Genomic DNA, 22943 nt, shown 5'->3' with positions numbered 1-22943 from the left:
CGCCCATCCACGCCGTCACCCCGGACTGGTTCCGGGGTCCACTCCGCGGCGAGGGGAACGGCTCGGGGCGGAAGCGATACCCCTGCGGCCCGGTGGACCCCGGAACAAGTCCGGGGTGACGAATCTGTCGGGCGAACCGAAGGAACCTCATCACGGCCCCCTTCGACAACGGTCTTGCGCCGCCGGGGAGGACTTAGGTGGCCAACCCTCGCATCTTGCGCGCACCCGCGCTAACCGTGCCGCATGAAGCCCGTCATCTTCGGCATCGCCGGCCTCGCCCTCACCCCCGACGAACGTGCCTTCTTCGCCGAGGCTGACCCCGCCGGCTACATCCTCTTCAAGCGCAACATCCGCGATCGGGAACAGGTCCGCGCGCTCACCGACGCGCTCCGCGACCTCTCCGGCCGCGCCGACCTGCCGATCCTGATCGACCAGGAGGGCGGCCGCGTTGCCCGCATGGGGCCGCCCGAATGGCCCGCCTTTCCCGCCGGCCCGGCCTTCGCCGCACTCTACGAGACCGCGCCGATGTCGGCGATCCAGGCGATGCGCGCCAACGGCCAAGCCCTCGGCCTGATGCTCGCCGAGGTCGGCATCACCGTCGATTGCGCCCCGATCATCGACGTCGCGCAGCCCGACACCACCGAGGCGATCAGCTGCCGCACCTATGGTGCCGAGCCGATGCAGGTTGCCGCGCTCGGCCGCGCGATGCTGGAGGGGCTGGCGGCCGGCGGCGTCGTCGGCGTCGTCAAGCATATGCCCGGCCACGGCCGCGCGCAGGTCGACAGCCATCATCTCCTCCCCACCGTCACCGCCGACGCCGCGGCGCTGGAAGTCGATCTCGAACCCTTCCGCACGCTGGCGCAGGCGCCGATGGGGATGACCTCGCACATCGTCTTCGAGGCCTGGGATCGCGAGCGCCCCGCGACCCTCTCCCCGATCGTGATCAAACAGGTGATCCGCGGCGCGATCGGTTTCGACGGGCTGCTGATGACCGACGACATCGACATGAAGGCGCTGTCCGGCACCGCGGGCGAGAAGGCCGCAGGCGCGATCGCCGCGGGCTGCGACCTCGTCCTCGATTGCTGGGCGCGGATAGACGAGATGGTCGAGATCGCCGGCAGGCTCGGTCCGATCGGCGATGCCGCGCGCGCACGCCTCGACCGCGCGATGGCGAGCGTCGGCGCACCGACGGGCGATTTCGACGCGCTGATCGCGCAACGCGACGCGTTTCTCGCTTTGGTCTGATGGCCGAACCCGAACAGCTCACGCTCGATCTGGAAGGGTGGGAGGGGCCGCTCGACCTGCTGCTGACGCTGGCGCGCGCGCAGAAGGTCGACCTGCGCAAACTGTCGATCCTCGCGCTCGTCGAGCAATATCTGCGCTACATCCAGCAACGCCAGACGCTGCAACTGGAGGTCGCTGCCGATTATCTCGTGATGGCGGCGTGGCTCGCCTATCTGAAGTCGGCGCTGCTGCTGCCGCGCGACCCGGAGCAGGAGCCCGACCCCGAGGAACTCGCGCTGCGCCTGCAATTGCGGCTCGAACGGCTCGCCGCGGTGCGCGAGGCGGGTGCGCGGCTGATGGCGCGCGACCGGCTGGGCCGCGACGTCTTCCTGCGGCGCGCGCCGGAGGGGCTGCGGACGATCCGCCATGCCCGCTGGCAGGCGGAGATCTACGACCTCATCGCGGCCTATGGCCGGGTCAGCGCACGCACCCGCCCGGTGATGCACGTCGTCGCCGATCGCGAGGTGATGACACTGGAAGCGGCGCTGGAGCGCGTGTCGCGTCTGATCGGCGTGCACCTCGACTGGACGACGCTGGAGAGCTTCCTGCCCGACGGATCGGGGCGGTTGCGCAAGTCGGCGCTCGCCTCGTCCTTCCTCGCCGCACTCGAACTCGCCAAACAGGGCAGGGTGGAATTGCGCCAGTCGGCGCCGTTCGCGCCGCTGTATCTCAGGGCGCTGCAATGACGCCCCCCGACGACGCGATGCGCGCGGTGGAGGCGCTGCTGTTCGCCGCGGCCGAGCCGCTCGGCGTCGATTCGATCCGCGCCTATGTCGGCAACGTCGATGTGCGCGCGGTGCTCGCCCGGCTCGAACGCGATTATGCCGGCCGCGGCATCGCTCTGGTCCGCCGCGGCGAGCGCTGGCATTTCGAGACCGCGCCCGATCTTGCGCATCTGCTCCGTCGCGATCGCGAGGAGGTGCGCCGTCTTAGCCGCGCCGGCATCGAGACGCTGGCGATCATCGCCTATCACGAACCCGTCACCCGCGCCGAGATCGAGGCGATCCGCGGCGTCGCCACCGCCAAGGGGACGCTGGACGTGCTGATGGAGGCCGGGTGGGTGCGCCCGGCGGGGCGGCGCGAGCTGCCGGGCCGACCGCTGCTCTATGCGACGACGCCGGGCTTTCTCGATCATTTCGGCCTCGAAAGCCGTCGCGACCTGCCGGGGATCGACGACCTGCGCGCCGCCGGCCTGCTCGATCCCGTCGACCTTGCGCTCGAGGAAGCTTTGGAGGTGGCAAAGGACTCCGATAGCGATTAGATAAGAAGACATTCTAGGAGATACGCCATGGGCAGCTTCAGCCCGATCCATCTGCTCGTTCTTGCCGTCGTCGCGATTCTGCTGCTCGGCGGCGGCCGATTCTCCAACCTGATGGGCGACGTCGCCAAGGGTGTGAAGAATTTCAAGAAGGGCATGGCCGAACACGACGACGACGTCCCCGCCAAGCCGGCACCGCGGATCGAAGCACAAAAGGCCGCCGAGCCCGCGTTCGATCGCGACGGCGAGCGCGTCCGCGACGACCGTTAAGCCGCCCTCGATCCGCTGACAGCGTTACATGTTCGATATCGCGCCGTCCGAATTCCTGCTGGTCGCCTTCGTGGCGCTGGTGGTGATCGGACCCAAGGACCTGCCGAAGGCGATGCGGGTCGTCGGCTATTGGGTCGGCAAGGCGCGCGGTGTCGCGCGCTCCTTCCGCCAGGGTTTCGACAATATGGTCCGCGAGGCGGAGCTGGAAGAAATGGAGAAGCGGTGGGCCGCGGAGAATGCGCGGATCATGGCCGAGCATCCGGTGTCGTCGGAGGCGGAATCGGTTGCCGCCGCCGAACCGGTCGCGGCGGCCGATCCGGCGGGGCAGGCCGAGCCTGATGCGCCGGTGATGGTCGAAAAGCCGGTCGTCATGCCGGCACCCGAGCACAAGCCGGCGCCGCATCCGGATACCACGCCATCATGAGCGGCATGGATATCGAGGACGAGGTCGACGCCAGCCGCGCGCCGCTGCTCGACCATCTCATCGAATTGCGCCGGCGCCTGCTCTATTGCATCGCCGCGCTCGTCGTCGCGTTCGGCCTGAGCTATTGGTTCGCGGAGGATATCTTCGCCTTCCTCGTCCAGCCGCTGCTGTCGGCCGGGCAGAAGACGGTGATCTACACGCAGATCTTCGAGGCGTTCTTCGTCAAGGTGAAGGTCGCCTTCTTCGCCGCGATGATGATCGCCTTTCCGGTGATCGCCAACCAGCTCTGGCAGTTCGTCGCGCCCGGCCTGTACCGCAAGGAGAAGCGCGCGCTGCTGCCCTTCATCCTCGCGACCCCGATCCTGTTCATCAGCGGCGCCGCACTCGCTTATTATATGGCGATCCCGATGGCGCTGCATTTCCTGCTGAGCTTCCAGGGCAACGTCGGCGGCGTCCATCAGGAAGCGTTGCCGGCGATCGGTAACTATCTGTCCTTCGTGATGCAGTTCCTCTTCGCGTTCGGCATCGCGTTCCTGCTGCCGGTGTTGCTGATGCTGCTCGAACGGGCCGGCATCATCACGCGCAAGCAGCTGATCGGCGCACGGCGCTATGCGATCGTCGGCGCGACGGCGATCGCCGCGGTGCTGACCCCGCCAGACCTGATGAGCCAGGTGCTGCTCGCCGTGCCGTTGATCCTGCTGTACGAGGTCGCGATCATCGGCATCTGGTTCACCGAACGCAAGCGGTTGAAGGTCGCGGGCACCGACATCGTCGAGGCGTAACCCGCTTCCCCATCGGGGAGGCAGACAAACACCTCACACAAAAAAGCCTCCGCTCGCAGGAGCGGAGGCTTTTCCGACCACGTGAGGTGGAAGCTTACTTGGCGTCGTCGGCGGTCTTGGCGACCGTGCTGCCGGCCGACTTCACGTCCTTGCCGACGCCTTCGACCGTGTTGCATGCGCTGACCATGAGCGCACCCGCGACGACGACCAATCCGAGAACCTTACGCATAGAACCTCCTGGGCTTGAATAGCGCTAGGGGAATGATCGGGCGGCGTATTCGTTCCGGACCCGGAACTCTCGACCTGCCATGATACGGTAAGATTGAATCGATAAGGCCCGGAAACATTCACCGGGGGGGGGAGGGTGAGTGTTTCCGGGCCTATGTCGTGGACCGCGAGAGCGGGGGGGCATAAGGTCGCGATCCGTATTGCATAACCCGGCCTCGGATCGTTGGTTCCGTGCAAAAGCGACCGGGTTTGAAATTATTTTCGTTCAGTCGCGGCCCAGCACGGCGATGGCGATTTCATAGGCGCCGGTCATCGGATCGTGGTGCAGCGGCGCCCGCAATTGGCGCGACAGACCCTCGATCACCCGGCCGTAGCGGGTCGACAGCAGGGTCTCCAGCGTCTCGCTCGCGACGAAGGCGCGCGAGACGACGCGGAGCTTCGCCTTGGCATCGTCGTCGCCGGGCTTCACCGCGACGCGGATCTGCGCGGCACGGTCGCAATTCATCGCCAGCTCGATCGTCTCGGTCACGAGAAAGGCGACCGCCACCGCGACGTCCTGATTGACGAGATAGGGGTCGACGTCGAGCGCGATCGACAGGCTGGTCGCGCCTTCGGGTGCGGTGGCGCGGATGTTCGATGCCAGTTCGCCGATCACCGCACGCAGGTTGAGCCCGCGATTGTCCTCCATCTCGGCGAAATGGTTGCGGTGGACGACGGCGAGCGCGTCGACGCGACGCTGGATCGAGGCATAGGCCGCGGTCGCATCGGGGCTCGGCGCGCCGCGCGCATGAAAATTGATCAGGCTGGAGATGACCTGGAGGTTGTTCTTGACGCGATGGTGGACCTCGCGCGTCAATTTGGTCTGCCGCACCACCGCCTCGGCAAGGCCGGCCTCGTGCAGCGCGACGGTACGGCTGATCGCGCGGAAGGTGTCGCCGAGCTCGCGGATCTCCTGCGCCGGCAACGGTCCGAGCTGGCCCGGATCGATCACTTCGCCCGGCGTGTAGGAGGCGACGCTGGCGCGCAGCAGGCGCAGCGGGCGGATCAGCAGCCGGTCGACGATGAACCATGCCAATCCCGCCGCCGCCGCCCACATCAACAGCGGCAGCATCAGCGCGACGAGGAAGGACGAGGTGATCGGCGCGCTGCGCGTGCTCGTCCGCAGCGTCAGGCCGCCGAGGCCGAGGTCGGTCTCGACGGTCTCGACGCGATCGAGCGGGCCGAGGTCGGGAATGCTGGCGAGGTCGAGCGACGTGTCGTCGTGCACCAGCGCGCTGGCGAGCGGCACGGCGCGGCTGGTCGGCGTGGCGAGCCGGGCAAGGAAGGGACGGGGAAAGAACACGCGCGCGCTCGGCCCACGGCGCGGGCCGGCAACCGACAGGATCAGGCCCTTGTCGGGAACGATCGCCGCGCCGACCGCGGTGCTGGTGTCGATCGAGACGTTGCTGTCGAGCGGTTCGCCGCACAACAGCCGGCCGTTGCGATCGACGATCGAGAAGCGCGTGCCCGTCGTCGCCTGTTGCGCGAACACACCCTGCGCCCGCGCACAACTCGGCGCATCGCCGGCATCGGCCTGGAGCGCATTCACCGCGACGCGCAACGCGGTCATGTCGCCGATGAGCTCGATGGCGATGCTGCGCGCACTCTCGTTGGCGGCGATACGCAGCCGCGCCCGCGCCTCGGCATCCGCGGTCCGTCCGGTCTGCAGCGTCGCCCCGATCGCGATCAGCGCCAGCAACAGCAATGCTATGCTGAGCGTGATGAACAGCTTGGCGCCCGTCGGCAAACGCGAAAGCGCCGACACCGGGGCCATTGCCGCGCGTCGGGTGGAGGATGCCGCGGCGAAGGGTGTGGCCATGCCCTCTGCTAGGCGAGCTTGTTCAGCAGGTCGAGCATTTCGTCGGGAACGCTTTCATCAATCGTCCGCTGGTACGCGGAGCGAAGTGCCGCGCCCATGTCGCGATCCTTGCTCTGAACCTTGGCAGGAGACTTTTTGGAAGACGTTTTCGTGTCCTTGTCGCTGGGCAGTTCCAACATGTCCCCCTGGGTGGCCCGGTCCTACCGGGCAATCGACGCACAATGAATGATAGCCGCAAATCAGGAGCGGCTGACCCATTCGATCGGCGATGAAACCAAATTAGCCTTCGATGGTTCCATCGTCGCGCGAAATTTCCGCGGGCCCACGGGTCGGTCGGGTTCTTCGACAAACATCGTTGCAAAGCGGCGGGCGCCCGCACAGATCAGGCACCCGTTCGATATTTCAGATCCCGGACATCCGGGCAGTTCTTCAGGGAGTGATCACCACCCATGTCGCTTGGACAGCAACTCGCACCGCATCTTCCCTTCCTGCGGCGCTACGGCCGGGCCCTGACCGGCAGCCAGCAGCAGGGCGACAAATACGTCCGCGCCACGCTGGAGGCGATCGTCGCGGCGCCGGATCAATTCCCGCGCGACGTCGATCCGCGCCTCGGCCTGTATCGTATGTTCCAGGGCATCTGGGCCTCGGCCAATGCCGATGGCGAGGAGCAGACCTCGCAGAGCGACGCCGAGGGGACCGAGGCGGTCGCCCGTGCCCGTCTCGCCCGCATGACGCCGCTGTCGCGTCAGGCGCTGTTGCTGACCGCGATGGAGGGTTTCACCCCCGAGGACGCCGCCTATCTGATCGAGGTCGACACCAGCGAGGTCGAGACCCTGGTCGCCGAGGCGCTGGCCGAGATCGAGAAGCAGACCCGCGCGCGCGTGCTGATCATCGAGGACGAGCCGATCATCGCGATGGACATCGAGACGATCGTCCGCGACCTCGGTCATGAGGTGACCGGCGTCGCCGTGACCCGCGACGAGGCGGTCGCGCTGGCGATGGAGGATCGCCCCGGTCTGGTGCTCGCCGACATCCAGCTCGCCGACGACAGCTCGGGCATCGATGCGGTGAAGGACATCCTCGCGGAGTTCGAAGTGCCGGTGATCTTCATCACCGCCTTCCCGGAGCGTCTGCTCACCGGCGAGCGTCCCGAGCCGACCTTCCTGATCACCAAGCCGTTCCAGCGTTCGACGGTAAAGGCCGCGATCAGCCAGGCGCTGTTCTTCGATCAGGCGACGATCCCCAACGCGCTCGCGTGACGGCACGCCGACGCGTCGTTTCGATCCGGAACGGCGCGTCGGCATCGCCAGATCATCGCCGGACTGCGGTAAAGTCGAATAAAGTTACGGACCCAAAACGGATGTCGTGTGTTTGACGTCCATGGCTGATCCGAACGAACCCGTCCATGTCACCACCACCGAGGCGCGGGCGGGCGCGACCCCGGGCGTCACCCGATACGTTCTGGGTGTCTCGCTCGTGCTGGTCATCGCGATCTTCGCCTTTCTGATCCTGCGATAATTCGACCGAGCCCGTCTCACTGGCATTTGCCGGCGCGGACCCTTATCTTGCTGCCCGAGGCGGCAATGATGTCCCCGGCTTTGAACGGAATTGCATGACCCAGCCTGCTACGCGTGACGACGATTACGAAGACGACGACGCTCCCGTAGCGCCGGTCGAGCACGTTGCTCTGTCCGACCCCGAATTCAAGAAACAGCTGGCGCAGGTCATCCCGCATCTGCGTGCCTTCGGTCGCTCGCTGTCCGGCAGCCGCGACCTCGCCGACGACCTCGTCCAGGAAACGTTGCTCAAGGCATGGGCAGCGCGCCAGCGTTTCCAGGCCGGCACCAACATGCGTGCCTGGACCTTCATCATCCTGCGCAACCTCTATCTGTCGCAGATGCGCCGCGCGCGGTTCAAGGGCGAGTGGGACGATCTCGTCGCCGATCGTATCCTCGCCGCACCCGCGAGCCAGGACCGCCACGTCGAACTGGGCGACATGCAGCGCGCGCTGCTGCATCTGCCGCAGCCGCAGCGCGAGGCGCTGATCCTCGTCGGCGCCGGCGGCTTCGCTTATGAAGAGGCGGCGGAAATCTGTCAGGTGGCGGTCGGTACGATCAAGAGCCGCGTCGCGCGCGGCCGCGTCGCGCTGGAGACGATCCTGACCGAAGGATCGCTGCCGTCGCGTCGCGAGCACGAGACGGACGTCAACAAGACCGCGCTCGACACGATCATGGGCGAGGTCGACGAACTCAGCCGGGGGCATTGAGCTTCCGCGGGTCGCTGCCCGCTTTCGTTCTATCGCATTGTACGGCCTCGCGTTTCACGCGGGGCCGTTTGTCATTGATCTGCAACCGGATAGTCACCGGCGTGACGCGTAAAGCGACCACCGCGCCCTAAGGCCAACGAGCCAAAGGGAAATTCCATGACACTCCGTTCGATGTTGCTGACCGGCGCGACCGCGCTCGCTTTGTGTGCCGGGCACGCGGCCGCCGCGCAGACCGTGACCCCCGCGGCGGCGCTCCCCGGCGAAGACGGCGGCAGTGCCGCGCCGGCGCAGACGGCTGCCACCGACGATGCGTCCGACGGCGAGATCGTCGTCCGCGGTACCGCGACGCGATCGGTGACGCAGATCTCCGGCAACGAAATCCAGAAGATCCTGCCCGGTCTCAGCCCGCTGAAGGCGTTGCAGACTCTACCCGGCGTCACCTTCTTGACCGCCGACCCCTGGGGCAACAACGAGCAGAACATCTCGCTGTTCATCCACGGCTTCAACGCGCAGCAACTTGGCTATACGCTGGACGGCGTGCCGCTCGGCGATCAGCAATACGGCAATTACAACGGCTTGAGCCCGCAACGCGCGATCATCTCCGAAGATGTCGGGCGGGTCGTGCTCGCCTCGGGCGCGGGCGATCTCGGCACCGCCTCGACCAGCAACCTCGGCGGCGCGATCGACACCTTCTCCAGCGATCCGCGCGACCGCTTCGGCGTCACGCTGCAACAGGTGGTCGGCAGCTACGACACCTCGCGCACTTATGGTCGGATCGACAGCGGCGATCTCGGCGACGGCACGCGCCTCTACGTCTCGGGCGTGCGTCACGATGCACGCGCCTGGGACTTCAACGGCAAGCAGGGCGGCTATCAGGCCAACGGCAAGATCGTCCACGACGACGCGACCGGCAAACTGACCGCCTTCTTCTCCTATTCGGACAAGACCGAGCCGAACGAGGATGCGACATCGATCGTCGTCCGCCCGGCGACCGCGACCACCGCCGCCGTCGATAACCGCGGTGTCGCGCCTTATACCCGGCCGTTCTTCTACCCGAATTTCGCCGCCGCCCGCGCCTATTACGGCTCGGCCGAATATGCCGCGGTCAACGCCGCGCCGGGGTCCAACTATCGCAATTACTACAGCGATGCGCAGCGCACCGATTATCTCGGCTACGTCAAATACGACTGGCACGCCGCCCCCGGCCTGACCTGGTCGAACCAGGGCTATTTCCACCATAACGACGGCGTCGGCGTCGTCGCCGGGCCGATCACCGCGGCGGGGCTGCCGCTGCTCTTCTCCTATTATTATCCCGGTGCAGCGGGCAGCAGCCCGAATTCGGCGACCAATCTGGCGCGACTCAGCACCATCTTCGGCGGTTCGGGGCTGGCGACGCGGACCACCGAATATCGCATCGACCGCGTTGGCGCGATCTCGACTCTGGTCGGCGAGATCGGCAACCACCGGATCGAGATCGGCGGCTGGTACGAGCATCAGAGCTCGTCCGCCTATCGCCGCTGGTATGCGCTCGACGTTAACAACCCGTCCTCGCCGTACACGCGCCCGCTCGATCAGGCACAGCCGCTGATCACCCAATATGGCAGCGAGATCCGCGTCGAAGAGATCCAGACGCACATCCAGGATGCGTGGCAGATCGTGCCGAGCGTCACCCTGCAGGCGGGGTTCAAGAGCACCTTCCAGAAAGCGCGTCAGACGATGCCGGTCCAGCCGATTCCCGGCTCCTTCACCGGTTCGCGCGAATTTCCGGTCGGCAGGCTCAACACCAACAAGGTCTTCCTGCCGCAGGTCGGCGGCCTGTGGGACGTCACCGGCCACGAACAATTGTTCTTCAACATCCAGCAGAACATCCGCCAGTTCCAGACCAGCGCCGCCGCCGGCCTGTCGCCGTTCGCGCTCGGCAGCCAGACGCTGTTCGAATTCTTCAAGGACAACACCAAGCCCGAGACGAGCTGGACCTACGAAGCGGGCGCCCGCACCCGCCGCACGCTCGACGCCGGTCCGCTGACCGGCTTCGAGGGGCAGATCAGCTACTATCACGTCGATTTCAGCAATCGCCTGCTCGCGGTGAGCCCGACCGCGACGATCACCGCGATCCAGAGCGGCGCGCCGATCATCAACAACGTCGGCAGCGTCAAGACCGACGGCGTCGACATCGCCGGCACGTTCCGCTTCGGCGACGTCTTCTCGCTGTACGATGCGCTGTCGTACAACAATTCGCGCTACAGCGACGATTATCTGACCGGCGCCGGGGCCGCGCAGGCGACCGTCGCGACCGCGGGCAAGAAGGTGCCGGGTTCGCCCGACTGGCTCAACAAGACGGTGGCGACGCTGCGCACCGATGGCGTCGAGGTGCAATTGATCGGTGACTATATCGGCCGCCGTTACGCCACCTATACCAACGATCTCAGCGTGAAGGGTTATCTGCAGCTCTCGGGTCGGATCGGCTTCGACATGCCGCTCAGCGGGCAGGGGATCGCCAAGAAGCTGGGGGTCAGCCTCAACGTCACCAACCTGACCAACAAGCGCGCGGAATCGACGCTCAGCATCGGCGCGGCCTCGGGCACCTACAATTTCTTCCCGGTCGCACCGCGACAGGTATTCGCGACGATCAGCGCCGGATTCTGATCGGCGGCGGTGTTGACCCGGCACCACGCCGACAGGTAAAGAGGGAATGGGCGGTCCGTGCAGGGCCGCCCTTTCTCGTTTCGAGATGAGGAGATGCCCCGTGACCATTACCGCCCTGATGCCCGTCTATCCGCGGTGCGGGGTGCGTCCGGTCCGAGGCGAGGGCTGTTATCTCTTCAGTGAGGACGGCAGCCGCTATCTCGACATGGCAGCGGGCATCGCGGTCAATGCGCTCGGCCACGGCCATCCGCATCTCGTCAAGACGATCGCCGAACAGGCGGCGACGCTGATGCACGTCAGCAACCTCTACGGTTCGCCGCAAGGCGAGGCGCTGGCCGAGCGGATCGTCGCCAACAGCTTCGCCGACACGGTGTTCTTCACCAACTCGGGCACCGAGGCGGTGGAATGCGCGATCAAGACCGCGCGCCGCTTCCATTATGCCGCCGGCAATCCCGAGCGCAGCAAGATCATCACCTTCAACAACGCCTTCCACGGGCGGACGATGGGGGCGATCTCGGCGACCAACCAGCCCAAGATGCGCGACGGCTTCGAGCCCCTGCTGCCCGGTTTCGCTTATGCGCCGTTCAACGATCTCGACGCCGCGCTGGCGCTGATCGACGACACCACCGCGGGCTTCATGGTCGAGACGATCCAGGGCGAGGGCGGCGTGTCGGTCGGCACACCCGAATTCATCACCGGCCTGCGCAAGGCGTGTGACGAGCACGGCCTGTTGCTGATCCTCGACGAGGTCCAGTGCGGCTATGGCCGGACCGGCAAAATGTGGGCGTATGAGCATTACGGCATCGAGCCCGATATCATGGCGGTCGCCAAGGGGATCGGCGCGGGCTTCCCGCTCGGTGCCTGCCTCGCCACCGAGCGCGCGGCGAGCGGCATGGTGATCGGCACGCACGGTTCGACCTATGGCGGCAATCCGCTGGCGATGGCGGCGGGGCAGGCGGTGCTCGACGTAATGCTGGAGGAGGGTTTCCTCGCCAATGTCGAGGCGATGGGCGAGCGGCTGCGCAGCGCGCTCGAACAGCTCATCCCCAACCACGATCACGTCTTCGAGAGCGTGCGCGGCAAGGGGCTGATGCTCGGCCTCAAGCTGAAGGCCGGAGTCGAGCCGCGCGAGTTCGTCGCGCATGCCCGCGACAATCACGGGCTGCTGCTGGTCGCGGCGGGCGAGAACGTCGTCCGCATCCTGCCGCCGCTGGTGATCGAGGACGCCCATGTCGCCGAATGTATCGACAAGCTGAGCGCCGCTGCGCGGGTCTTCGTACCGGCCAGCGACGATTGATCTAGTCCTCCCCCGCTAGGGGGAGGGGACCGGCGCAGCCGGTGGAGGGGGAGGACGGCGGGCGGCTCGTTGGGGAAGCGCCCCCTCCACCACGGCCCGACGGCCGCGGTCCCGCTCTCCGCTGCGCGAGGGAGGACTATAATGCGTCATTTTCTGAACCTGTCCGATGCCGGCGCCGATGGCGTCGCCGCGATGCTCGCCGATGCGATCGACCGCAAGGCGGCGCGTGCCGGTTTCCCCAAGGGCCGCGCCGACGCCGACGCGCCGCTCGCCGGCCATGTGCTGGCGATGATCTTCGAGAAGAATTCGACGCGTACCCGCGTCAGCTTCGACATGGCGATCCGGCAACTGGGCGGGACCTCGATCGTCATGGATGCAGGCTCGATGCAGCTCGGTCGCGGCGAGAGCATCGCCGACACCGCGCGCGTGCTGTCGGGCTATGTCGACGCGATCATGATCCGCACCGACGATCACGCCAAGGTCGAGGACATGGCCCGCTACGCCAGCGTGCCCGTCATCAACGGCCTGACCGACCAGTCGCATCCCTGCCAGATCATGGCCGATCTCCAGACGATCCTCGAGGACGGCAAGGCGTTGCCCGGTCTCAAGCTGGCGTGGCTCGGCGACGGCAACAACGTGCTCGCCTCGCTGATCGAGGCAGCCGGGCTGATGCAGTTCGACGTCACCGCCGCCTGTCCGCAGGGCTTCATGCCGGCCGAGGCCGATGTCGTGCGCGGGCAGGGCCGCGCCCGCGTCGTCGCCTCGCCGCAGGAAGCGGTGGAGGGTGCCGACGTCATCGTCACCGACACGTGGATCTCGATGGGCCAGGCGCATGCCGAGACCAAGCTTGCCGCGATGATGCCCTATCAGGTCGACGAGGCCCTGATGGCGCGCGCCAAGCCCGATGCGCGCTTCCTCCACTGCCTGCCTGCGCATCGTGGCGAAGAGGTGGTCGATGCGGTGATCGACGGGCCGCAGTCGCTGATCTGGCAGGAAGCGGAGAACCGCCTCCACGCCCAGAAAGCGGTGCTGCGCTGGGTCTTCGGCCAGATCGGCTGATCCGGGGGCGTGGCGAACGGGGGGGGGGGCGGTGGGTAACTTGACCCATCCACCGCGCCATCCCATTTCCTGCCGATGCAACAATCCCCCATCGATATCGATCGCGCGCTCGGGTTCGCGATTCCCTCCCGCTCGGCGCGCGGACGGGTCGTAAGGCTCGGTCCCGCGCTCGACGCCGTCCTCGCATCACATGCCTATCCCCCCGCAATCGAAGCCCTCCTCGCCGAGGCGCTGACCCTGGCGGCGTTGATCGGCTCGACGCTCAAGGACCCGACTGCGCAGCTCACCATGCAGACGCGGACCGAGAATGGCGTCGTCCAGCTGCTCGTCTGCGACTATCGGGGCGGGGAAGTGCGCGGGTATATCGATTTCGACTCCGAGAAGCTCGCCGCGTCGCCGGAGCAGCCGACGCTGTTCGCGCTGTTCGGTCAGGGCTATCTCGCGATCACCTTCGACCTCGCGGCGACCGGCGAGCGCTATCAGGGCATCGTCCCGCTCGACGGCGAGACGCTGGCCGAGGCGGCGCAGAGCTATTTCGTCCAGTCCGAGCAGATCCCCAGCCTCGTCCGGGTCGGCATCGCCCGCGACGGCGAGCGCACGGTTGCCGGTGGCCTGTTCCTCCAGCATCTGCCCGAAGGCGAGGTCGGTCGCGAGCGGCTGCACACCCAGCTCGACCATCCCGAATGGGAGCATGTCGAGGCGCTCGGCCAGACGATGGGCGTCGACGAACTCGCCGATCCCGCATTGTCGCTGGAGACTTTGGTCTGGCGGCTGTTCAACGAGGAGCCCGACGTGCGCGTGCTCGCCTCGACGCCGCTGTCGCGCGGCTGCCGCTGCACCGGTGATTATATCGCGAGCGTGCTGGCCAAATTCTCGCTGGAGGAACGGCGCGAGATGGCGGACGAACGCGGGTTCATCCAGGTCGATTGCGCCTTCTGCGCGACCAAATTCCCGGTCCCGGCCGAGGCCGATCCGGTCGCCTGAGCTAAAGGGCGGGAGGGATATCCGCCGGGCATCTTAATCTCCTTTTAATACCGGTCGCTTAGCCATGCGGTGTGCCTGTTCATGACCGGCACGCTTTTCTCCCAGAGGAGCGATCGCTTCTCTCTCCTTCAAGGGCCGCCTTACCCGCGGCCCTTTTCTTTTGCGCCGCTTTGGCCTAGCGCCGGGGGGATCATGACCATGCAAAACGTAGGGCCTCTCGCCGTCGTGCTCGTCTCCGGCGGGCTCGATTCGATGATCTCCGCCGCCAGCGCACGCGAAGCGGGCTATCGCCTGCTCGCGCTGTCGATCGACTATAACCAGCGCCATCGCGTCGAGCTGGCCGCGGCACGGCGCGTCGCGACGACGCTGGGGGCGGAGCGGCATATCGTGTTGCCGCTCGACCTGTCGGCGTTCGGCGGCTCGGCGCTCACCGCCGACGTCGACGTGCCCAAGGACGGCGTCGGCGAGGGGATTCCGGTCACCTATGTGCCGGCGCGCAACACGATCTTCCTCAGCCTCGCGCTCGGCTGGGCGGAAGCGGCGGGATCGCGCGACCTGTTCATCGGCGTCAACGCGCTCGATTATTCGGGCTATCCCGATTGCCGCCCCGAATTCATCCACGCCTTCGAAGGACTGGCGGAGATCGCCACCAAGGCGGGCGTCGAGGGCGAACCATTCAAGATCCACGCGCCGCTGCAGCATATGACCAAGGCCGACATCGTCCGCGAGGGCCAGCGGCTGGGCGTCGACATGGGGATCAGCTGGTCGTGCTACGATCCGGCACCGGGCGGGGTCCATTGCGGTACCTGCGACAGCTGCCGGCTGCGCTCCAAGGGATTCGAGGAAGCGGGCATAGCCGATCCGACGGTCTACGCCGTTCGGCCCTGATCGCATGAGCTATGCCGTCAAGGAGATGTTCCTGACCCTGCAGGGTGAGGGGGTGAATGCGGGGCGGCGGGCGGTATTCGTGCGCTTCGCCGGGTGCAATCTGTGGAGCGGGCGCGAGCAGGATCGGGCCACGGCGGTCTGCCGGTTCTGCGACACCGATTTCGTCGGGGTCGACGGGCTGGGCGGCGGCAAGTTCGCCGACGCTGCGAACCTGGTCGCGGCGGTCGCGGGCTTCTGGGGTGCGGGGCAGAGCGACCGCTTCGTCGTCCTCACCGGGGGCGAGCCGATGTTGCAGATCGACGATGCGCTGGTCGAGGCGCTGCACGACGCCGGTTTCCGTATCGCGATCGAGACCAACGGTACGCTGCCGGTGCATCCGGGGATCGACTGGGTGTGCGTCAGTCCCAAGGCGGGCAGCGTCGTGGTGCAACGCTCGGGCGACGAGCTGAAGCTGGTCTGGCCGCAGGCGGGGACCGATATCGCCGAGGTCGAGAGCTGGGATTTCGCCAACCGCCTGTTGCAGCCGATGGACGATGCCCGTGGTGTTGCGAACATCGAGGAGGCGATCGCGGTGGTGATGGAGCGCCCGCAATGGCGGCTGTCGTTGCAGACGCACAAGCTGCTGGGGCTGCGCTAGGAACTTCCAAAAGCATCAAATCCCCCCGGAGCGGATCCGGGGGGATGTGCCGTCAGCGCTGCGCGGTTTCCGCGGCTGCCGTCACGGTGGGCGCCGTCGCGGCCGTCGTGGCGGCAGGCACCGCTGCCGTTCCCGTCGGGCTCGCCGGCGGCCAAGCGAAGACGCCGCACTTCTTGGCTACCCATTCGCCCTTCTTGTTCCAGCAGATCGTGTCGAGACGCGGCTGCGAAGCATAGTCGCGGCCGAGATAGCGCTGGAAATGCTGTTCGCCATAGGGCGTCAGGCTGTTGCGCAGCTCACGGACGCGATCCATCGCGAACGATCCGAACCCGCCGCGCGGCACGAAGGTCGCGTCGCGGCCGATGCCGCTCGCCGTCTGGCAGAAGCCGAACTGCGCCGCGACGGTCGCATAGCCCGAATAGGTCCGCGTGCCGAACTGGTCGAGCGCCGCCTGGCCCGCCTTGGGCGCCTTGTTGACGCGCATGAAATATTTGGTGAGCGTGTCGAACGAATTCTTCAGCTCGGCCTCATGGTCCTTCAGCACCGCATTGTAATTGGGCACGGTGAGCAGGGTCGGTTCGAACTGGCATTGCAGCGCGGCGACGTTGAGCGCAGCGCGGACGCTCCACGCCATCGCCGCGCGCAGCTCCGCCTCGGTCGCGCCGGGCAGCGGCTGGCCGAGGCCGTCCTCATGCCCCTTGACCGCCTCGCCGCGGAAATCGTGCGAGCGCAGGTAGAATTGTGCCGAAGCCGGCGCTGCCGCCGCCAGGCCGATCGCGGCGCCGCCAAGCGCCAGCGCGATACGCAACACGGTCATCTTTCGTCATCCCCACGGAAAGCTATTATCGGGCGATTCTAGACGGTTTCGCGGGCCGACCCAATCCCCGATCGCGCCAATCCACGATAAAATCGGATGAAATGCGCCAGAACGTGGGAACCAAAAGAAAAGGCCGCCCGGTTGCCCGGACGGCCGTTTCACCACCGTAATATCCCTGACGGGAGATTACATTGCGTTGGTGGTCATCGTGTCGTTCGACATCATGGTGTCGTTCGACATCATCGTGTCGTTCGCCATCATGCCACCGTTCGACGCGCCGTCGACGGCGGTCATGTTGTCGCTCATGGTGCCCATGTCGTCGGTGGTGTTCATGTCGGTGACCATCGTGTTGTCGGTGGTCGTTTCGGTCTTCGGGCCACAGGCCGAAACCGCAAGAGCGGCGCCGGCGATCAGCGAGCCGGTCAGGACCTTGGAGATGAGTGCACGCATTGGAAGCTCCCTAGAATAGGATTTGGACGGCTTGCTGGCCCTTTAATACCCAAATCGCAGTGGACATTAATCGCATAACGCCCAGCCCTCAAGCCTCGAATTCTGTCCGGCGCGTTTATGCCGGACAAGACAGGGACCGGAGGAATGCCGGAGCGCTCAACGCAAGAGCATCGTCGAAGGTTGCCAGACGATCGTCACGGCCCAGATCGGCGAGGCTGGTCACGGCGAAATCGGGCAGTCCACACGGTACGATGCCGTTGAAATGGCTGAGGTCGGGTGCGACGTTGACCGCGAGGCCATGCAGCGTGATCCAGCGCCGCACGCGAACGCCGATCGCGCCGATTTTCGCCTCCGCGCCACCGTCGCGCGTCCAGATGCCGACCCGCCCCTCGGCGCGGAAGGCGGTGACGCCGAGTTCGGCGAGCGCCGCGATCACCCAGCCCTCGACGCCATGGACGAAGCAGCGCACGTCGCGGCCGCGCTTGCCGAGATCGAGCACCAGATAGACGATCCGCTGGCCCGGGCCGTGATAGGTGTATTTGCCGCCGCGTCCGGTCGCGACCACCGGAAAGCGCGCATCGATCAGATCACCGGGCGAGGCGCTGGTGCCGGCGGTGTAGATCGGCGGATGTTCGAGCAGCCAGATCAGCTCGCGCGCCTCGCCCGCCAGCACCGCCTCGGCGCGCGCCTCCATCGCCGCCAGTGCCTCGTCATAAGGCGTCAGGCCCGGCGATACCCGCCATTCGATACCATCGATCTCGGTCATGCCGGTGCATGTGTGCCAGAGACCGGGCGCTTGCAAGTTGGCGAGTGGCCAAGCCGGGGCGCTTGGGCTAACCGATCGCAAACGCGGGCGAAGGGGTGCCGGATGGTCAAGATGGGCAATGTGTGGGACCGCAGCGTCGAGGTGCTGAACGGACGCGGCGGCATGCTCGCCGGCATCGCGGCGCTCACCCTGTTCCTGCCGGCGGTGATCAACGCGGCGTGGACCGGCTTCGCCACTCCCTCGACCGCCACCGCAGTGATCGGCATGCTGCTCGTTATCGTTACGGCGATCGTCGCAGTGTGGGGGCAGCTCGCGATGATCGCCGCCTCGACCGATCCCGCGACCGACCGGACGGCGGCGATGCGACAGGCCAGTGCGCGCCTGCCTGCCGCATTGCTCGTCGCTTTGGTGTTGGCGGTGGTGATGATCGTGGCGTTCCTGCCGTCGATCGCTTTGCTGCTGCGCGCCGGCTTCGACTATCGGTCGCTTGCCGCGGGCACCGCGACGGCGCCGACCGATCCGGGCGCCGCGGGGCTTGCCGGCCTCTATGCACTGGCGATTGGGCTGGCGTTGCTGTTCGTCGGCGCGCGGCTGCTGCCGCTCTATGCAGTGGTGCTGGAGGAGCGGCTGGCCGTCGCCGCGATCGCCCGATGCTGGCGGCTGACCCGTCGCCACACCTGGCGGCTGGTCGGCACGGTGCTGTTGTTCGTCGTCGTGCTGATGATCGCCACTTGGGCGGCGCAATCGGTCAGCGGGCTGATCTTTCGCCTGATTCTCGGCGGCAACGCGCAGGCGACGGTCGCGCTGCTCGCCGCCGCGGTGGCGCAGGCAGTGTCGGCGGCGCTGACGCTGGTGGCGATCGTCTTCTCCGCGCAACTCTACGTGGCGCTGGTCGCCCGCGAGCGGATGCTGCGCGACAAGGCCGCGCGCGGCGAGGTCCAGGCGTGAGGCTGACGCTCGCCGCCTTGCTGAGCGATGCCTGGGCGATGTTTCGCCGCGACGCCGACCTGCTGTTGCGGATCGCCGGCCTGTTCTTCTTCGTGCCGACTTATGCATTGCTGCTGCTCACCGCGCCGCTGCCGATGCCCGACGACACGATCGTCGATACGCAGGCGCGGGCACAGGCGTGGATGACCGCGCTCGACGGCTGGGTCGGCGATTACGGGCTCGGTTCGGTCGGCGCCTATGCTATCACCTATCTGGGCCTCGCGGTCCTCTTCTGCCTGTTCCTCGATGCCGAGCGGCCGACGCTCGGCGTGGCGATCCAGCGCGCGGCGCGGCGCTTCCCGCGCTTCATCCTCGCGATGGTGGTGGTGTCGATTCCGGCGGGGGCGGGGATGTACGTGCTGCTGCTGCCCGGCCTGTGGCTGATGAGCCGCTTCATGCTGGCCGGCCCGGTGCTGTTCGCCGAGCCGCAGACCGGCGCGATGCAGGCGGTCGGCGCGTCGTGGCGGATGACGCGGCGCGGGCAATTGGGGCTGCTCGGCGCGATCGTCACCATCTATCTCGCCGCGATCCTGGCGGGGCAGCCGTTCATGCTGCTGTCGCATTATCTGGGCGGCGAGGGCGGCGGCAATCCGCTCGGCATCGCGATCGCAGATGCCTGTGCCGCCGGCGTCGCGATGCTGACGCAGCTCGCCGGCGGACTGGTGGCGATCGTCGCCTATCGCCGGCTGTCGGCGATATCCGCGGCGTAGGCAGCTAAGACCGACATTCCGTAACTCCTCCCCCGCAGGGGCAGGGCTATCGCATATCACTGCGGTGACGAGGCTCGATCGGTTTCCTTATCAGATTCGTCACCCCGGACTTGTTCCGGGGTCCACCGGGCCGCGAGGGAACGGTGTCGAATCAAGCCTTTCTCCTCGCCGCAGGGTGGACCCCGGAACAAGTCCGGGGTGACGGGGTGGGTTAGGAAGGCGACAGGGTCGCACAAGCGTCCATATGCGATAGCCCTGCCCTGGCAGGGGAGGAATGCTCAACACCCTAAACGTCGATCCGCGCTACGCCAGATACGGTATGTGCGCGCCGGCATCGATCGGCAGCAGACCGAGCGCGCGCGGGTCGGGGAAGGTCTCGATCGTCCGCCGTACCGCGACGAAGCCTTGCGCCCGGTAGAAGTTGAGCGCCGAGGGGTGGTCGAGCGTGCAGGTATGCACCCAGACCCGGGTGACGCCCGGGGCCCAGGCGCGTGCCATCGCCTCGGCCATCAGCCAGCGGCCATGGCCCTTGCCGGCGAGTTCGGGCACCAGCCCGAAATACGATAGTTCGCAGGCGCCGGCATGGCGGACATCGAGTTCGACGAAGCCGATCTCGACCCCCGCCGGATCGACCGCGGCATAGACCTGCACTTGCGGATCGTGGACGATCGCGGTCAGCGCCGCATCGTCCATCGCGAGCCGCGAATACCACAGCCACGGCCCGCCGACGCGGCGGAACAGCAGCCGGTATTTGTCGGGCTCCGGCCGCTCCCAGCGCACCAGCCGCAGGGGCGAGGCGGGCAGCGGACGCAGCGGCGGCCGGCGCGTCATCTCCAGCGTGGTGACGATCGTCGCCAGCTCGCCGGGCGCGACCGGCGTCAGTCCCATGTCGCCACCGGCGGCAGGCTCATCAGGATCGCGTCGATATTGCCGCCGGTCTTGAGGCCGAACAGCGTGCCGCGGTCGTAGACGAGGTTGAACTCGGCATAGCGGCCGCGCCACGCGCGCTGCTGCGCCAGCTCCGCCGCGCCGAACGGCTCGGCCATCCGCCGCCGGACGAGGCGCGGGTAGACGTCGAGGAACGCCTCGCCCACCGCCTGGGTGAAGGCGAGTTTGGCGGCGAAATCGCCTTCGAGGTGGTCGTAGAAGATGCCGCCGACGCCGCGGTGGACCTGCCGGTGCGGGATGTAGAAATAGTCGTCCGCCCATGCCTTGAAGCGCGGGTAATAGGCCGGGTCGTGCGCGTCGCAGGCGGCGCGGAACGTCGCGTGGAAGTCTTCGGTGTCCTGCGCGACCGGCAGCGGCGGGTTGAGGTCCGCACCGCCGCCGAACCAGCGTTTGGTGGTGACGAGGAAGCGCGTGTTCATATGCACCGCGGGCACGTGCGGATTGGCCATGTGCGCGACGAGGCTGATCCCGGTGGCGAAGAAGCGCGGATCGTCGCCGGCGCCGTGGATCGACTTGCCGAACTCGCCGTCGAGCAGTCCGCCGACGGTCGAGACGTTGACGCCGACCTTCTCGAACACCTTGCCCTTCATGACGCCGCGCACGCCGCCGCCGCCGGGCGCGCCGGAGGGATCGGTGCGGTCCCACGCGATATAGTCGAACGCCGCATCCGAGCCAGCCTCGCGCTCGATCGCCTCGAAGGCGGTGCAGATGCGGGTGCGCAAGGATTCGAACCAGGTGCGGGCGGCGGTCTGTTCGGCGTCGAGGGTCAGCATGGCGGGCTTGTGGCAAGCGCCGGTCGCGAAGTCGAGCGCTGGTCATCGCGGCCTATCGCTGGCAAGCCGCTGCCATGAACCGATCGACGCGCAAATCCTTGTTTCGCGGGCTGCGCGTGACCGCGGTCAGCTCCGCCTTCGTCTGCGCGTTCGTCTGGGCGGCGGGTTACTTCGATCGCGATCCGGTCCACGTCTATCCGGCGGTGCCGCCGGCGGCGCGGATCGCGGTGGTCAACGTCTCGGGGGACATGGGGCTGCGCTTCCTGCTCGGCGCCTCGACCTCGCGCGGGCTGACCGAACATCATGTCCCGGTGGTCGGCATCTCCACCCCTGCGGTGTTCCGCCGGCGCCGTACCCGCGCCGAGGTCGACGCGTTCATGGCCGACGTCGTCCGTACCGCGCTCGCCCGTACCGGCGTCGCGCGGGTGGTGGTGATGGGGCAATCCTATGGCGCCGACATCGTCCAGACCGGGCTTTCCCGTTTGCCGGCCGATCTGCGCCCGAAGGTGGCGGCGATCGTCCTCGTCCTGCCGGGCGATTCGGTCTATTTCCGCGCCGACCCCACCGGCTGGTCGTACGGCGATTCGCCCGACAGCGTCGGCGTGACCACCGCCAACACGCTGACCTGGGCGCCGCTCACCTGCATCTATGGCGTCGAGGAAGACGACAGCCTCTGCCCGCTGCTGCGCGTGCCGGGGGCGCGGGTGATCGGCATGCCGGGCGGGCACAACATCCATCACGACGAGGCCGGGCTGCTGCGCCACGTGCTGGGGGCGGTGAGGGCGGTGAGGGCGGTGACGCCCTGAATTTGATTCACGCGAAGACGCGAAGACGCGACGAGAAGAAGAATGGGTTCGCGCAGAGACGCAGAGACGCAGAGACGCAGAGATGGCCCGTGCGGCGCAGCCTTTTACCCCCGACGACACGGACGATTGGACCTCGTGTGCCGTGACGTCACCCCGACCGCCACCTCTCTGCGCCTCTGCGCCTCTGCCCGAACCAACCTTCTTCTTATCTTCGCGTCTTCGCGTGGATCAAACCGAAGGAAAGCCACCCGTCTGCCGCAGCGCTTCAGCAGCGACGATCCCCGCCGATACCGACAGATTGAGCGAGCGCAGCGGCGGCGCCATCGGGATGACGACCCGCGCGTCGGCCCGTGCGTGCACGTCCTCCGGCACGCCTGCGCTCTCGCGGCCGAACAGCAATACGTCGCCGGCCGCGAAGGCGAAGGCGGGCAGGGGCGTCGCGCCGCGCGTCGTCGACAGGACCAGCCGGCCGCCGAGCTGCGCGAGGAACGCCGTCCAGTCGGCGTGGCGGGTGATCGAGACGTGGTCGATATAGTCCATCGCCGCGCGTGCGACGCGCTTGTCGTCCCATTGGAAGCCCATCGGTTCGATCAGGTCGAGGCCGATGCCGAAGCAGGCGCAGGTGCGCATCACCGCGCCGACATTGCCGGCGATGTCGGGCTGATACAAAGCGATGCGCAGGCCGGTCGTCATGGCCCGGCGTCTTAGCGGCGCACGCGGCTGCGGTAAAATGCTGTTGGCAAAGCGTCGGCCCGCCGTCTATCAGTTCCCCGGCTCGCCGTGGGGACGGTAGGGTTCGGTGGCG

At 67.2% G+C, this 22943-nt stretch carries 27 protein-coding genes; 18 read left to right on the top strand and 9 right to left on the bottom strand.

Features of this window, described 5'->3' with window-relative positions:
* Positions 1-243: 243 nt before the first annotated feature.
* The 6 genes from AC07UH_RS15165 to tatC are packed head-to-tail and all read left to right on the top strand — an operon-like array spanning position 244 to position 4018.
* Positions 244-1245: a glycoside hydrolase family 3 N-terminal domain-containing protein gene (locus tag AC07UH_RS15165; protein ID WP_495180904.1), complete on the top strand. Its 1002-nt coding sequence runs from the start codon at positions 244-246 to the stop codon at positions 1243-1245.
* Positions 1245-1970: a segregation and condensation protein A gene (locus tag AC07UH_RS15160; protein ID WP_495180903.1), complete on the top strand. Its 726-nt coding sequence runs from the start codon at positions 1245-1247 to the stop codon at positions 1968-1970. Before AC07UH_RS15165 ends, AC07UH_RS15160 begins: the two co-directional genes overlap by 1 nt.
* Positions 1967-2545 (top strand): SMC-Scp complex subunit ScpB, encoded by a 579-nt coding sequence (gene scpB / locus AC07UH_RS15155; RefSeq protein ID WP_495180902.1) that lies wholly within the window; start codon positions 1967-1969, stop codon positions 2543-2545. Before AC07UH_RS15160 ends, scpB begins: the two co-directional genes overlap by 4 nt.
* 27 nt (positions 2546-2572) lie before the next feature.
* Positions 2573-2812 carry a twin-arginine translocase TatA/TatE family subunit gene (locus AC07UH_RS15150; RefSeq protein ID WP_038662123.1) on the top strand — a complete coding sequence of 80 codons (240 nt, stop codon included), beginning with the start codon at positions 2573-2575 and terminating at the stop codon, positions 2810-2812.
* A 28-nt stretch (positions 2813-2840) separates the two neighbouring features.
* Positions 2841-3236 carry a Sec-independent protein translocase protein TatB gene (gene tatB, locus AC07UH_RS15145; protein ID WP_495180901.1) on the top strand — a complete coding sequence of 132 codons (396 nt, stop codon included), beginning with the start codon at positions 2841-2843 and terminating at the stop codon, positions 3234-3236.
* Between the two features lie 5 nt (positions 3237-3241).
* Positions 3242-4018 (top strand): twin-arginine translocase subunit TatC, encoded by a 777-nt coding sequence (tatC, locus tag AC07UH_RS15140; RefSeq protein WP_495180939.1) that lies wholly within the window; start codon positions 3242-3244, stop codon positions 4016-4018.
* A 94-nt stretch (positions 4019-4112) separates the two neighbouring features.
* Here the strand turns inward: tatC and AC07UH_RS15135 are convergent, their stop codons facing one another.
* The 3 genes from AC07UH_RS15135 to AC07UH_RS15125 form a co-directional block, all read right to left on the bottom strand.
* Complete coding sequence (locus AC07UH_RS15135; RefSeq protein WP_038662115.1) at positions 4113-4247, bottom strand: entericidin A/B family lipoprotein; 135 nt, start codon at positions 4245-4247, stop codon at positions 4113-4115.
* 264 nt (positions 4248-4511) lie between these two features.
* The gene (locus tag AC07UH_RS15130) at positions 4512-6104 is read right to left on the bottom strand and encodes a sensor histidine kinase (RefSeq protein ID WP_425423967.1); all 1593 of its coding nucleotides are present in this window, start codon (positions 6102-6104) and stop codon (positions 4512-4514) included.
* An 8-nt stretch (positions 6105-6112) separates the two neighbouring features.
* Positions 6113-6280 (bottom strand): NepR family anti-sigma factor, encoded by a 168-nt coding sequence (locus tag AC07UH_RS15125; RefSeq protein ID WP_495189874.1) that lies wholly within the window; start codon positions 6278-6280, stop codon positions 6113-6115.
* Between the two features lie 273 nt (positions 6281-6553).
* Between AC07UH_RS15125 and AC07UH_RS15120 the strand changes: the two genes are divergently transcribed.
* The 9 genes from AC07UH_RS15120 (at position 6554) to queE (ending at position 15881) form a co-directional block, all read left to right on the top strand.
* Positions 6554-7363, top strand: coding sequence for a response regulator (locus AC07UH_RS15120; RefSeq protein WP_038662110.1), 810 nt, complete (start codon positions 6554-6556; stop codon positions 7361-7363).
* Between the two features lie 121 nt (positions 7364-7484).
* Positions 7485-7622, top strand: coding sequence for a hypothetical protein (locus AC07UH_RS15115; RefSeq protein WP_038662107.1), 138 nt, complete (start codon positions 7485-7487; stop codon positions 7620-7622).
* A gap of 94 nt (positions 7623-7716) precedes the next feature.
* A complete protein-coding gene (locus AC07UH_RS15110) occupies positions 7717-8370 on the top strand; it encodes a sigma-70 family RNA polymerase sigma factor (RefSeq protein WP_038662104.1) in 654 nt (217 codons plus the stop codon).
* 156 nt (positions 8371-8526) lie between these two features.
* Positions 8527-11016 (top strand): TonB-dependent receptor, encoded by a 2490-nt coding sequence (locus tag AC07UH_RS15105; RefSeq protein ID WP_495180900.1) that lies wholly within the window; start codon positions 8527-8529, stop codon positions 11014-11016.
* A gap of 100 nt (positions 11017-11116) precedes the next feature.
* Complete coding sequence (locus tag AC07UH_RS15100) at positions 11117-12313, top strand: aspartate aminotransferase family protein (RefSeq protein WP_495180899.1); 1197 nt, start codon at positions 11117-11119, stop codon at positions 12311-12313.
* 141 nt (positions 12314-12454) lie between these two features.
* Positions 12455-13372 carry an ornithine carbamoyltransferase gene (gene argF / locus AC07UH_RS15095; protein WP_495180898.1) on the top strand — a complete coding sequence of 306 codons (918 nt, stop codon included), beginning with the start codon at positions 12455-12457 and terminating at the stop codon, positions 13370-13372.
* A gap of 75 nt (positions 13373-13447) precedes the next feature.
* A complete protein-coding gene (gene hslO / locus AC07UH_RS15090) occupies positions 13448-14356 on the top strand; it encodes an Hsp33 family molecular chaperone HslO (protein WP_495180897.1) in 909 nt (302 codons plus the stop codon).
* Positions 14357-14554: 198 nt separating this feature from the next.
* Entirely contained in the window at positions 14555-15244 is a 690-nt protein-coding gene (gene queC, locus AC07UH_RS15085; RefSeq protein WP_495189875.1) for a 7-cyano-7-deazaguanine synthase QueC, read from the top strand.
* A 4-nt stretch (positions 15245-15248) separates the two neighbouring features.
* A complete protein-coding gene (queE, locus tag AC07UH_RS15080) occupies positions 15249-15881 on the top strand; it encodes a 7-carboxy-7-deazaguanine synthase (protein ID WP_495180895.1) in 633 nt (210 codons plus the stop codon).
* A gap of 52 nt (positions 15882-15933) precedes the next feature.
* Here queE and AC07UH_RS15075 read toward each other — a convergent pair whose 3' ends face one another.
* The 3 genes from AC07UH_RS15075 to lipB form a co-directional block, all read right to left on the bottom strand.
* On the bottom strand, positions 15934-16698 hold the full coding sequence (locus AC07UH_RS15075) for a hypothetical protein (RefSeq protein ID WP_495180894.1): 765 nt from the start codon (positions 16696-16698) through the stop codon (positions 15934-15936).
* Between the two features lie 186 nt (positions 16699-16884).
* Positions 16885-17148 carry a hypothetical protein gene (locus tag AC07UH_RS15070; RefSeq protein WP_037532936.1) on the bottom strand — a complete coding sequence of 88 codons (264 nt, stop codon included), beginning with the start codon at positions 17146-17148 and terminating at the stop codon, positions 16885-16887.
* A gap of 115 nt (positions 17149-17263) precedes the next feature.
* Entirely contained in the window at positions 17264-17914 is a 651-nt protein-coding gene (gene lipB / locus AC07UH_RS15065) for a lipoyl(octanoyl) transferase LipB (RefSeq protein ID WP_495180893.1), read from the bottom strand.
* Positions 17915-18016: 102 nt separating this feature from the next.
* On the opposite strand from lipB, the gene AC07UH_RS15060 reads away from it, so the two are divergent.
* A complete protein-coding gene (locus AC07UH_RS15060) occupies positions 18017-18862 on the top strand; it encodes a DUF7847 domain-containing protein (RefSeq protein WP_495180892.1) in 846 nt (281 codons plus the stop codon).
* A complete protein-coding gene (locus AC07UH_RS15055; protein ID WP_495180891.1) occupies positions 18859-19611 on the top strand; it encodes a hypothetical protein in 753 nt (250 codons plus the stop codon). Before AC07UH_RS15060 ends, AC07UH_RS15055 begins: the two co-directional genes overlap by 4 nt.
* A gap of 303 nt (positions 19612-19914) precedes the next feature.
* On the opposite strand, the gene AC07UH_RS15050 is transcribed toward AC07UH_RS15055, so the two are convergent.
* Positions 19915-20499, bottom strand: a complete 585-nt coding sequence (locus tag AC07UH_RS15050) for a GNAT family N-acetyltransferase (RefSeq protein ID WP_495180890.1) — start codon at positions 20497-20499, stop codon at positions 19915-19917.
* Positions 20490-21332 carry an oxygen-dependent coproporphyrinogen oxidase gene (gene hemF / locus AC07UH_RS15045; protein ID WP_495180889.1) on the bottom strand — a complete coding sequence of 281 codons (843 nt, stop codon included), beginning with the start codon at positions 21330-21332 and terminating at the stop codon, positions 20490-20492. Before hemF ends, AC07UH_RS15050 begins: the two co-directional genes overlap by 10 nt.
* A 74-nt stretch (positions 21333-21406) precedes the next feature.
* On the opposite strand from hemF, the gene AC07UH_RS15040 reads away from it, so the two are divergent.
* Positions 21407-22138, top strand: coding sequence for an AcvB/VirJ family lysyl-phosphatidylglycerol hydrolase (locus AC07UH_RS15040; RefSeq protein ID WP_495180888.1), 732 nt, complete (start codon positions 21407-21409; stop codon positions 22136-22138).
* A 228-nt stretch (positions 22139-22366) separates the two neighbouring features.
* Here the strand turns inward: AC07UH_RS15040 and AC07UH_RS15035 are convergent, their stop codons facing one another.
* Entirely contained in the window at positions 22367-22831 is a 465-nt protein-coding gene (locus AC07UH_RS15035; RefSeq protein ID WP_495180887.1) for a tRNA (cytidine(34)-2'-O)-methyltransferase, read from the bottom strand.
* Between the last annotated feature and the right edge of the window lie 112 nt (positions 22832-22943).

The organism is Sphingomonas sp. GW821-FHT04B01, assembly GCF_059420425.1.
The sequence above is the reverse complement of the archived record's forward strand: the minus strand, read 5'-3'. Positions and strand labels throughout refer to the sequence as shown.